This window comes from Paenibacillus sp. FSL P2-0121 (assembly GCF_037975345.1).
In the GTDB taxonomy this organism is placed as follows: Bacteria; Bacillota; Bacilli; order Paenibacillales; family Paenibacillaceae; genus Paenibacillus_AQ; species Paenibacillus_AQ odorifer.
The window spans coordinates 369,898-381,878 of sequence record NZ_CP150245.1 but is presented as its reverse complement, the minus strand read 5'-3'; the positions used below and the strand labels follow the sequence as shown (position 1 = coordinate 381,878).

Here is an 11,981-nt window from a genome sequence, read left to right as displayed (position 1 = left end):
AAAGAATCCAGAGGCATATGAAAGGGGTTAAAGGTTTCGGTTACATTCACTTGCAGGTTCTCGACTATGTTATACGTGCGTAAATTCGTTTTCGGGTAATAATCCGACAAAATGCTGTTGTTCATGTAACACCCCGTATATTTGAGATCGTAGTAAAATTCGTCTTGCCCAATTCAGATGGGGCTTAATTTCGTTCATTTTATTAAAATATTGACTCTTAAACACGCCCAGACTGCCATCATTACTTTCTACAATGCTTAAAGCGTCGACGTATTCCTCATGCATCACTGTATACATCGCCTGAACAGGTCTGAGATGAGAAGGATGGATAATCGTCTTACCCACAATTCCATTCTCTTTATCCAAAATAACCTCACGAATTAGCCCATCCACACTGCTCGAGATATAGCTATTCCGCATATCACGGCCGTTTTTGCCGTAAGTATCCTCAAATGGCGTCTGCCGTAGCTGCGGCCGGAGAACTCGATGACCTTTATTCGCAAAATACTCCCAGACAGGTCCTGAGATCACATATCCCTCTTCAACCCGCCCAAACACATTGATAATGTCCGAGATACAGTCACGGATAGGAGTAAGATCATAAATACTAACATCAGGACTGCGACGCAGTCCGAACAGGCTGGAGAAATCCGTTGCCCCAATTCTGACGTTTAGGACAAGCTCACGGTAATTACGGAGTAAATCACGGATAGATAGCAGACTGTCCACTCGACTTTCCCGATAAATAATAGGTGCAGTTTCCAAGATTGGCATCCCGTAAAGCACAGGATCATTATAACCACGCGTATTGTTGTACTCAGCTAACGTTTCAAAATATTGAATTCCATTGTCCACAGAGAACTTAGGAAATACAAACCCTGTTAACATCGTTACCAAGGATCCCAAGCGGAAAATCATTTGCCGGAGTTGGTCCGGGTTACGTACTCGTATAAAAAGAAGCGGGAGGCTGTTCGATGAATCCAGCTCATTTTCTGCGTAAGCAGCTAGGTAAATAAGATGCTGGATAATAGACTCCTCTGCATTGTCAACCTGGTCATCTCCGATTGCGTCCTCCAGATCTATAATAACCGTCACTAGACCTGCATTCTTGAGCTTAATGATGTCTTCTGCAACACTTGCACGGGTAGCCGGCATATAGAGGGCAGCGCCGACAGCGTAGGCTAGCAGTTCCTTGTTCGTGGTATGATCAAATGAGATAGGCGGAGTGTAAAACAAAGAGATTTCTTGTTCTTTCGTCAGGTAATCGAAGTATCTCAAATCGGTTCCCCCTTATAGTTTTGCGAAGCCAAGCAAAACAAGCGTAGACCTCTCCTCATAGAGAGTGTCAGAACCGGCAATACTCTCCCTTGGGGATGGCATCTTGGCTCTCTCAAATATAAGTGAAGGCCTACGCTATAACATATACGATTACCTGAAAGAAGCAGGCGTTTCTATTCTTGCATGATCGGCTCCGACTTCTCTATGGTGCAATTACTTTTTTAATCATGCACTTTTATGGGCATCTTTTTTCTTACGTCTAGCACTATAGAGGATCGTACCCACGAATACCGCTATAAGGATTGTAAAGAATACGACATGCGGCAATTCAAAACCAAAAGCACCCGCTAGCATCTTACCCGCAATAATGGCGATAAGCAGGAAAGCTGCCTGTTCCAATTCAGGGAATTTATCAATAAGCTTCAAGAATACCTGCGCCACTCCGCGCATCATCAGAACCCCTAAGATACCACCCATAAAGAGAACCCAAACCTGATCACTAAGTCCAAATGCTGCAATAACACTGTCAATACTGAAAGCAATATCCATTAATTCAACAAGGAGAACCGTCTTCCAAAAAGAAGTGCCTTTATTCTCCGTATGCTCTTCGCCACTGCCCTTAAATAAACCTTTATATGCGATATAAAAGAGATACAGTGCACCAAGAACCTTAACCAAAGTAAACTTAATAAGAAATGTCCCTAGTCCAATGGCCAGGAATCTGAACAAATAAGCCCCTAAGATACCGTAGAAAAGCGCCTTTTTCTGCTGCTCCTTAGGTAGATGCTTAACCATAACGGCAAGCACAAGTGCATTATCTGCAGAGAGCAAACCTTCTAGTAGAATTAAGCTCCCGATAATCCCCCAGCTCACAGGATCAGAGAGTGTACCTACTACATCACTCCATGAGAAAAAATGCCCGTAATTCTCACTAATATTTCTAAAAAAATCTGCGAACCAATCCATTACACTTTGCGCCTCCGGTAAAATCGATTATTTGCTGCCCGCAACCCAGCGCAGCCCCCAGCCATAGGCTTCATCCATCTCACGATGACCACTGTAATATTGCACCAGCCGTTCAACACTAAATGTTTCATTGCTTACATTCCGGAATAACGCAATGGCACACATCCCTTTATGGTTGTTATGCTCGTCCAAATTTACAATGATATCAGGTCCTCCGCCTTGTTTGATGGTGACAACCCCATCGGCCTCCGACCAGTTGGTTACCCCTTTATAAATAAAGGAAAACACTAGAATGCGTTCAATCTCGGAAATTTTGATACCATTTATACGCAAATTCTCACCAGTAGTTACGGAGCCTGTCCGATCATCCCCATCAAGCATGACATAAGGAGGTTGATTCAATGAGCCAAAGGCATTGCCCAACGCTTGTACCACTCCTTTACTGCCATTCTTCAGTTCATACAGACAAGCAAGATCTAGATCTACGCCATTTTTACGACTAAAGAGTCCGCCCTGTTTCTGGTTCCAGTTGAGATTAATCAACACTTCCCCTAAATCACCACTGGCTGATTTTTTCAAATTGATGGAATCGCCTTTTTTCTTCAGCTCGATTTTCTTCAAGTTGAGATTCATTGGCGAAGGCGGAGGTGTGGGTGGAGAGCTTTCTTCACGTTTCACTGGCTGCGCAGGCGGCGTTGCGAAGATTTGTGGTGGAATCTGCGGCTTAACCTCCGGCTGTGGAGCAGCAGGAGCAGGCTCCTCATTCGCTTCAATACCGAAGTTGCTGCATATCTCTTTCAAACCTCCGGCAAACCCCGCTGCAATGGCACTGAACTTCCATTCACTGTTATATCTATATAATTCCCCTACCACAATGGCCGTTTCCACGGAGAAAAGATTGTCGAGATCACATCGGAGCAGTTCCGCACCTGTCACTTGATTGAGAATCCGAAAATAGGCCTGACTAACTTGCCCAAAACTTTGACCCCTTTTCTCCCCATCATAAATGGTAAGCGTAAAGGCAATCTTCATCACATCGGAAGGAATCTTATCCAATTGAACTTCGAATTGCTTGCGGTCATTGAATCCTGGCACATCCTTATACCTAATATAAGATGTGGCTGGATTATTATAAAATATTAAATCCTCGTCTTTACTTACTTTACCCTCTGATCCAAGCAGGAAAGCAGAGCTATCAATCTCCAGAGCAGCCGGAGCATTCCAGCCGATCTCTACGATTATAGAATGAAGTCCAGCATTGCCTTTGGTCAGATCAGCTTTTTGCCCTTTGACTACGTTAACACTCATTCTTACGCCACCTTTATAAATGGAGTAAACCAACTAATAATTTTGTAAAAAAGAACCCCACAAAGTGGAGTCTGTACTGCTCTAAATATTTAGAAAAAGGGCAGGATCGGTAATGACCCCGCCCACTTGGATGTTATTGCGCGTCCAGTCCATAGTTTCTGCATAAAGCGCTTAGACCGCCGGCAAAGCCACTTCCAATCGCCTGGAACTTCCAATCCGCACCATTGCGGTAGAACTCACAGAATACAACAGCTGTTTCAGTTGAAAAGTCTTCACCTAAATCGAAGCGAAGCACTTCACGATCATTAGAAGCATCTACTACACGTACAAAAGCATTGGAAACCTGTCCAAAGTTTTGTGCCCGAGTTTCATAATCATAGATCGTTACCGTTATTCCGATGCGCTGAATATGAGCAGGGATTTTGCTGAAATCAACAACAATCTGCTCGTCATCTCCGTCACCCTCACCTGTACGGTTATCCCCCGTATGAGTCAAGGAACCTGCGCCACCCGAAGGATTGTTGTAGAATACAAAATCATCGGAGCCCTTGGCCTTACCATCTTCATGCAGTAAAAAGGCTGAGGCATCAAGGTCAAAATCTTGGCCGCCGCTATACTTATTAGTATCCCAGCCCAATCCTACTACTACCTTCGTCAAACCCGGATTAGTCTTGGTAAGATCAATCCGTTGTCCTTTAGAGAGACTGATCGTCACTGACAAAACCTTCTTTCATTTATGAATTCAATTCATCTTTAGCATGCAGAATGAAATTTATTGCAGGCCGTAGTCGCGAGTCAAACCGCTCAAGCCGTCTTTGTAGCCACTGCCGATAGCATTGAACTTCCATTCTGCACCGTTACGATACAATTCGCCTACAACAACACCAGTTTCAATAGAGAAATCCTCACCTAGGTCGAAACGAATCAATTCTTCATTGTTCAGATCGTTTACGATACGTACGTAGGAACGGGAGACTTGTCCAAAGTTTTGGCTTCTTGCTTCAGCATCATAAATTGTAATAGTAAAAGCTACTTTGTCTACATCAGCAGGGATGTTCTGAAGATCCACTTGAACCTGCTCATCATCACCATCGCCTTCACCTGTACGGTTATCTCCGGTATGAACAACAGAAGCATTCTCATTTTGCTTGTTATTGAAGAAAATGAAGTTGGTTTCTTTATCAACTTTACCACTAGCATTGGTCAAAAAGACGGATACGTCCAAATCGAAATCTTTTCCGCCGTCATATTTATTAGTGTCCCAACCAAGACCTACTGTGATTTTGGATAGACCTGGGTTTGTTTTCGTTAAATCGATTTTTTGACCTTTGGATAGATTAATTGCCATGATTACATACCTCTTTTCTTATATTTGGATTATACGTAGCGTTCTGCAAGTTGATTGATATGAGCGGCGTGGCTGCCTTCACCAATTGCAGCGAACTTCCATTCTCCACCTTGGCGGTAAAGCTCTCCACAAATAAGTGCCGTAAAACCTGTGTAGTTGTCTGACAAGTTGAATTTAATCAATTCACTATTCCCGGCAGCATTTATTACCCGAATATACGCTGATTTGATCATTCCAAAATCCTGTTTGCGATTCACCGCATCGTAAATGTTAACGACAACCAGAACCTTGTGAACATCGGCAGGAATGGCTTTCAAATTAACCATGATTTGCTCGTCATCTCCGTCGCCTTCACCCGTCAGATTATCTCCGGAATGAATGACCGAGTTGCAAGGACTTTGCTTGTTGTGGAAGCAGATCAGGTTACCCTTCTTAGTTAGCTTACCATCCTCATTTAATAGCAGTGCTGAGGCATCACAGTCGACATTCGCCTGTTTCTTGACTCCAAAGAATCCCCGCGAGGCTTCAATTGGATCCCAGCCTAAGCCCACAATTACATTGGACAAGCCCGCATTACCTTTAGTCAAATCAATCTTTTGACCTTTTACCAGATTAATTCCAGCCAAATCAACGTACCTCCGTTTCCGATAAAAATCATTATCTGTTAGTCTAGCTTTTAGGTGTTATATCAGTGATACGATAAAGAATAAATTACGTTTCAACGAACTTTTATCTATGACTTCACCTAATTTATAAACTGAATTCGCTAGGGTTTAATCCTAAGACACCACAAATATTCCGCACAACTGCTTTTTCATAATCATCAAAATCACCATCAGCTGATCCAATTGCCGAGCATACGCCCACGATCAGACGGCCCGCTTCTGGTTTGCCGCTAAACTTAGCGATCGCTTTCAAAGCCTCTTGTTTCCCTATTTCCGGAGAGAACTCGAAGTTACTAACATAATGGTTGAATTGAGCAATGACATCTCTCATGTCAAATACCTTCAATTCATTACTTAGATTTATATAGCCGACCATTTTATTCTTCTCTGCATCTTCTATTTTACCGTCAGCCGCAGCAACCAAAGCGCAGCCTGCAACTATCGCGTTCATGAAGTCTTTATTTTTGAATTTTTTCACTTGATCTGTTAGTCCGTTTTTGGTTGTGTTTAACCAGTTTTTAAATGTGCTCATCGTATTTCTCCCTCTATCACTGCAAGATTATGATAACAAAAGATATCCCCAGAGCCTCCTCTCCACGTTCCGACAGATTTTGCATATAAATCCCTGAATTAACCGTTACTCTTCTAATATACCTGATAAAATAACAAGATTCTACTTTCCACTAAATTACAGCACCTTTGATAGAAAGGATCGTGTCCGTTCTTGCATAGGATTTCCGAACAGCTGCTCCGGACTTCCTTCTTCCACAATCTCACCTTGTTCCATGAACAGCACCCGATCCCCCACCTCACGCGCAAAGCCCATTTCATGTGTCACCACGACCATCGTCATCCCCTCACGGGCCAGTTCCTTCATCACCGCCAGCACTTCCCCCACCATCTCCGGGTCAAGCGCTGAGGTTGGTTCGTCAAAGAGCATAATTTGGGGCTCCATAGCCAGCGCCCTTGCAATCGCTACCCGCTGAGCCTGACCCCCAGACAATGAGGCTGGATACATCTCTGCTTTTTCACTTAGACCTACTTTTCGCAGCAGCTCCAGCGCTTTTTGCCGCGCTTTATCCGGAGACCATTTACGCACCTGAACCGGCGCCAGCATAATGTTTTCTATAACCCTCATATGAGGAAATAGATTAAACTGCTGAAACACCATCCCAAGCTCTGTACGGATATCGTTAATCTTCGTACTCGCCGCCATCAAAGAAGTGCCTTCAATTACAATCTCGCCGGCCTGCGGCTGCTCCAGTAAATTAAGGCAACGCAAAAAGGTGGATTTACCCGATCCGGACGGTCCAATAATCACCACTACCTCTTGACTGAAAATATCGATACTTATGTCGGCCAGCACCGTATTTGTTCCAAATGATTTATGTAAGTTCCGTACTGAAATCATAGGCTCCATCCTATTTCAGCCTCCGTTCAACGTAATTCAGCAGCTTGCTAAGAGAATAGGTAAGAATGAAATAAATAAGTGCCGCTGTCAAATAAGGCTCCCATATCCGCAAATATTGCCCTTTCATCGTGTTGGTCCAATACATTATTTCCGGTGCAGCCACCAAAGCCAGAAGAGAGGAGTCTTTCACAAGCACAATAAACTCGTTACCAAAAGCCGGAACCATCCGTTTGATCGCTTGCGGTAAAATAATAAATCTCATCGCTTGCCGACTAGTCATCCCCAGTGAAATAGCCGCTTCCCGTTGCCCACGATCAACCGACTGAATGCCTGCCCGAAAAATCTCAGCCGAATAAGCAGCCGAATTAAGCGACAGAGCAACAAACGCAGTAATTAGAGCATTGGTTTTGCCGTAAAGCGGGGGAATCACTCCAAAGTGAACAATCAGAATCTGCACATACAGTGGTGTTCCTCGAAAAAAATTGATATATGAATGAAAAGGCCAGCGCAAATACCATTTTGGGGCCATTTTGCCAAATCCGATCCCCAGTCCCAAAATAGAGCCAAATAAAATAGAAACTACAGAAATACCAATAGTCAGCAGTGTCCCTTTTAAAAGGACGGGCAAATAATGAATGATAATGTCCATTCTAAAATCCATAGGACTCTCCCCTTCTCTTCTTTATGTCATCTCTCTTTAAAAAAATAAGCATGCGCAATAGCTATCATTACGCATGCTTATTAGGTTTTTTCCTTATTTTGCGTTCAATAAGCTATCCAGGTTAGGTTCTTCGCCGAACCAAGTTTTGTAGATTTCCGTGTACTTTCCGTTTTCCAATACCTTCTTAATAGCCGGATCCAGTTTCGCTTTTAACTCACTGCCCTTAGGGTAAAGAATGCCGTAATATTCCGCTCCGAAGTTCTCTGTGTCTACAATCCCCACCAGCTTCTGCTTAGGATTGTTTTTCATGTACTCACGTACAATAGCAATATCCGCTACAACCGCATCGGCTCCGCCGCCATTCAGTTCCATCAATGCCACCGCATTGCTGTCAAAACGTTTCAAGTTAGGGTTGTCGACACCCATTATTCCGCTCATCAGGTCATCTGCAGTTGTGGCCCCTTGTATTGCAACTACTTTATCTTTAAGGTCAAGTGCGTTTTTGATGTCGCTGCCTTCTTTAACCATAATCATATTGGTAGATTCGAAATAAGGGATGGAATAGTCATAGGTTTCTTTACGTTCATCCGTAATCGATACTGAAGATAGCCCTGCTTGATACTCCGTTCCCTGCTTCACACTTTGCAGCATCGTTTCCCAGCCTGTGTTCGTTACGCCATAGTCTATTCCCGCTTCTTCCATAACTGCCTTAATGAAATCGATGTCGAATCCTTTGATTTTATCCGTGTCCATATACTCCATAGGAGCGTAGCTGGCATCACTGGCAAACTTAATTTTCTCCGCTGAGGATTCGTTACCAGCTTTACTGTTATTTGCTCCACAACCTACCAATGCAACCACCACAAATGATATAAAAGCTGACATTAAAACACGACTTTTTATTTTCATATCCCCACTCCCCCTATTTTTGGAAATAACTTAAAGAGATTTTAACAGATTAAAGGATTCATGACAATTAACTTTTCTAAACAATGTAAGGTTATATAACACAATATTATTATTTTATACATTTTATGCGTACATCACTCTCAAAAAAAATACCATCAAACAGAAAAAGGCACTGCCAGAGATTCTATTCTCTCTAGCAATGCCTTTAGCATATTTAACTTTAAACCTATTAAAGTGTGATATCTCCATCATAAGAACCGATCAATTTATACAGATCCGGCCGGCGGTCACGGAAGATTCCCCACTCGATCCGGCCAACTTCCAAAGCATCCAGATCGAATTCGCTTACCAGCACGGTTTGCTCCTCACGTCCAGCCTCAACGATTTTATTGCCCTGAGGACCTGCAATGAACGATGAACCGTAGAAATTAATGCTCGAATCCTCATCAATTTCCTCACCAATACGGTTGGAAGCCACGACTGGAATAAGATTCGCAGCTGCATGTCCAAGCATACAGGTCTGCCAATGATCCTTGGAATCGATCGATCCATCCTGCGGTTCAGACCCAATAGCCGTTGGATAGAACAGAATTTCTGCTCCCATCAGGCTCATTACTCTAGCCGCCTCTGGATACCATTGATCCCAGCAGATGCCTACACCAATCTTGGCATAACGAGTGTTCCATACCTTAAAGCCAGTATCTCCCGGATTAAAGTAGAACTTCTCTTCATAACCTGGGCCATCTGGAATATGACTCTTGCGGTATTTGCCCAGCACCGTTCCATCAGCATCAATTACAGCAAGTGAGTTGTAACGCGCGTAATTCTTTTTCTCATAAAAACTAATCGGCAGTACCACTTGCAGCTCCTTGGCTACTGCTTTGAAATGATTAATCGCCTTGTTATGCTCAAGCTCTGTTGCGTATGCGTAATAATCAGCTTTCTCTTTTTGACAGAAATACGGGGTCTCAAACAGCTCCTGGAGCAAAATAATTTGCGCACCCTGTGCTGCCGCTTCTCTGACCAATGTCTCGGCTTTGCTGATATTCTCCTCAATATTGCTGGAACAACTCATTTGTGTCGCAGCTACTTTTACATTTCTCAAGTATCTGTCCTCCTTGTATATAAATGTCCCTTTGGACGTCTAGTTTCCTTCAATTATAGCTGTGCAGGCATTTGCTGCGTAGTGCAGTGGACATTTCCGCCTTCGGTGATAACGGCCATTCCGTTAACTGTACGAATCTTGCGATCCGGGAACAAACCAGCCAGTACTTTCTCAGCAAGTGTATCCGTTTCTGTCGCGGTACCCCCAAACACAGGCAAGATAATTCCGCCGTTCACGAAATAAAAGTTCAAATAACTGAGCGTCAGACGACTGCCGTCATGATCGACCCGTGGTGGCTGCTGAATCTTGATAATCTCCAGCTTACGCCCTTTGGCATCTGTAGCGTTCTCCAGAATACGCAGATTCTCTTGCGTAATCTCATAGTTCTCATCCTGCGGGTCCTCACAGACCTGGATAATAACTTTGCCTGGTGCAGCAAAACAAGCAATATTATCGACATGACCATCGGTTTCATCGCCACTAAGGCCACGTCTCAGCCAGATAATAGCTTCTGTACCTGTATAGTTCCGCACGTACTCTTCGATCTCTTCGCGCTTCAGCTCCGGGTTGCGGTTTAGGTTAAGCAGACACTCTTCTGTAGTAAGCAAAGTGCCTTCTCCATCCGTATGAATCGAGCCACCCTCCATCACAAGCGGTGCATCAAAACGGGTGATCTGCGCATGCTCCAGAATCTTCGGAGCCACTTCGTCATCCAGATCCCAAGGTGAATATTTACCGCCCCAAGCATTAAACTTCCAGTTCACACCTGCCATTTGTCCTTCTTTATTAACAATAAAGGTAGGTCCGTTATCACGCAGCCAAGCATCGCTATGCGCAATAGGCAGCAGCGTTACATTCGGTCCGCCGACCAAATGCTCTACCCGCTCCACATCCTCCGGGTTCACAATGACCGTGATTGGTTCAAACTCGGCGATGGCTGTGATAATGTCAGCATAACCTTGGCACACTGACTCGTGGTTATCCGGGAAACACATAGATTCCTGCACCGGCCAGGAGATAAAAGTACGTTCATGCTTGCCCCATTCCGGTGGCATTGTATAGTTCAAATCTTTAGGATTCATGTGTTAACTACCTTTACTAATATATTTGGAGCCAGTCCTACCCTTAAAACTCCTTCCTCATCATACAATAATATGTTCTAGTGCTCAATTCCCTGGGACATTAATAATGTTGGAAGGAATTTTTTTGTTCGCAGCCCCCATTTTACAGTTAAAAAATTTAAGTTTTCATCCGTAACAACGAAGCTAAATTTAATTATTTTAATATAAATCAGGATATCATTTAATAATTTTACTTATTTTAGTGATTCCATTTTCATTTCTAATGGATTTTATATAATTAGCTTAAAGGAGTGGGTTGCAATGGATGACATCGATCTTCAAATCTTGGAATTACTGAAAAGCAACGGCCGCATGACCAGTTCGGCATCTGGCGTCCTTCTGTCTCATAGCAGCTCCAATATGTCGTTTCTAGTTAGCGGCGTCTTTCTGGGTTCCGCATTATGGTGGATGGGTTTGACAGGGAGCACCGCTTTGTTCAGAATCAACATAATGTCAGGGCGTTCGAAACAGCTCATGTTCAACAAACTGTCCGGATTGGTAATGTTGTCTTTCGGCGTTGTCTCCCTTATTCAATCTCTCAATCTTCAGGAGTTCCTTTAAACGATATCTCTCACCATACGGTAATCTTTTTTACCACATTGCCTTCAAAATCCTTAACGATAAATTGCCCGCCCTCTAGAATAGCATAGGAATTCGGATTATTCTCTTTAGGCAGCGATATGGAGCCGGGATTCAGTACATACACTCCCTCTTTTACATCGGCAACTGGTATATGGGTATGTCCCTGAATAAAAATATCCTTCTCGGAAAGCGCCGGCAAATGCTCAATGCTAAAGCCATGACCATGTGTAGCGTAAATCCGTCTGCCTTCGTGCAAAAGCATTACATAATCGCCCATCATCGGGAATTCCAGCAGCATTTGGTCTACCTCGGCGTCACAGTTTCCACGTACTGCGGTTATCGGCTTGTTTTTGTTATATGCATTAAGCTTATTAGCAACCTCTTGTGGGTTATAGTCCTTCGGCAGCGGATTTCTTGGACCATGATATAAAAAGTCTCCTAGAATAATAAGACTGTCCGGCTGCTCTTCTTCCACCTTTTCCAAAGCCCGTTCCAGCCAAAATAAAGATCCGTGAATGTCGGAAATAAACATTAACTTCATCATGTATTCTCCTTTTCAACTTAACTTAATTAAATATGCGCTTAGACAATAATCTTAACCTTGAACATACCACAACGCAAAGCGGA

The 11,981-nt window shown here is 43.5% G+C and carries 14 protein-coding genes; 1 reads left to right on the top strand and 13 read right to left on the bottom strand.

The window, feature by feature from the left end; translation table 11 throughout:
• Positions 1-69 precede the first annotated feature (69 nt).
• The 12 genes from MKY54_RS01700 to MKY54_RS01645 all read right to left on the bottom strand — a co-directional run bounded on the left by MKY54_RS01700 (position 70) and on the right by MKY54_RS01645 (position 10,733).
• Positions 70-1,278, bottom strand: coding sequence for an HpcH/HpaI aldolase/citrate lyase family protein (locus MKY54_RS01700; RefSeq protein ID WP_232061116.1), 1,209 nt, complete (start codon positions 1,276-1,278; stop codon positions 70-72).
• A 225-nt stretch (positions 1,279-1,503) separates the two neighbouring features.
• Positions 1,504-2,244 (bottom strand): TerC family protein, encoded by a 741-nt coding sequence (locus MKY54_RS01695; protein WP_036687425.1) that lies wholly within the window; start codon positions 2,242-2,244, stop codon positions 1,504-1,506.
• A gap of 27 nt (positions 2,245-2,271) precedes the next feature.
• Positions 2,272-3,552 (bottom strand): TerD family protein, encoded by a 1,281-nt coding sequence (locus MKY54_RS01690; protein ID WP_339189215.1) that lies wholly within the window; start codon positions 3,550-3,552, stop codon positions 2,272-2,274.
• A gap of 133 nt (positions 3,553-3,685) precedes the next feature.
• Entirely contained in the window at positions 3,686-4,267 is a 582-nt protein-coding gene (locus tag MKY54_RS01685; RefSeq protein ID WP_036687422.1) for a TerD family protein, read from the bottom strand.
• A gap of 57 nt (positions 4,268-4,324) precedes the next feature.
• Positions 4,325-4,900 (bottom strand): TerD family protein, encoded by a 576-nt coding sequence (locus tag MKY54_RS01680; RefSeq protein ID WP_036687420.1) that lies wholly within the window; start codon positions 4,898-4,900, stop codon positions 4,325-4,327.
• Positions 4,901-4,929: 29 nt separating this feature from the next.
• Positions 4,930-5,526, bottom strand: coding sequence for a TerD family protein (locus tag MKY54_RS01675; protein WP_076124695.1), 597 nt, complete (start codon positions 5,524-5,526; stop codon positions 4,930-4,932).
• A 124-nt stretch (positions 5,527-5,650) separates the two neighbouring features.
• The gene (locus tag MKY54_RS01670; protein ID WP_076185595.1) at positions 5,651-6,097 is read right to left on the bottom strand and encodes a tellurite resistance TerB family protein; all 447 of its coding nucleotides are present in this window, start codon (positions 6,095-6,097) and stop codon (positions 5,651-5,653) included.
• 156 nt (positions 6,098-6,253) lie between these two features.
• Entirely contained in the window at positions 6,254-6,976 is a 723-nt protein-coding gene (locus tag MKY54_RS01665) for an amino acid ABC transporter ATP-binding protein (protein ID WP_076282402.1), read from the bottom strand.
• Between the two features lie 10 nt (positions 6,977-6,986).
• Positions 6,987-7,637: an amino acid ABC transporter permease gene (locus MKY54_RS01660; RefSeq protein ID WP_076124698.1), complete on the bottom strand. Its 651-nt coding sequence runs from the start codon at positions 7,635-7,637 to the stop codon at positions 6,987-6,989.
• Positions 7,638-7,730: 93 nt separating this feature from the next.
• A complete protein-coding gene (locus tag MKY54_RS01655; protein WP_339189211.1) occupies positions 7,731-8,546 on the bottom strand; it encodes a transporter substrate-binding domain-containing protein in 816 nt (271 codons plus the stop codon).
• Positions 8,547-8,775: 229 nt separating this feature from the next.
• Positions 8,776-9,651: an N-carbamoylputrescine amidase gene (aguB, locus tag MKY54_RS01650; protein ID WP_076124702.1), complete on the bottom strand. Its 876-nt coding sequence runs from the start codon at positions 9,649-9,651 to the stop codon at positions 8,776-8,778.
• Between the two features lie 53 nt (positions 9,652-9,704).
• Positions 9,705-10,733 (bottom strand): agmatine deiminase family protein, encoded by a 1,029-nt coding sequence (locus tag MKY54_RS01645; protein ID WP_076220272.1) that lies wholly within the window; start codon positions 10,731-10,733, stop codon positions 9,705-9,707.
• Between the two features lie 300 nt (positions 10,734-11,033).
• On the opposite strand from MKY54_RS01645, the gene MKY54_RS01640 reads away from it, so the two are divergent.
• Positions 11,034-11,333, top strand: a complete 300-nt coding sequence (locus MKY54_RS01640; protein WP_339189208.1) for a hypothetical protein — start codon at positions 11,034-11,036, stop codon at positions 11,331-11,333.
• A 10-nt stretch (positions 11,334-11,343) separates the two neighbouring features.
• Here MKY54_RS01640 and yfcE read toward each other — a convergent pair whose 3' ends face one another.
• Complete coding sequence (gene yfcE / locus MKY54_RS01635) at positions 11,344-11,895, bottom strand: phosphodiesterase (RefSeq protein WP_339189206.1); 552 nt, start codon at positions 11,893-11,895, stop codon at positions 11,344-11,346.
• Positions 11,896-11,981 lie beyond the last annotated feature (86 nt).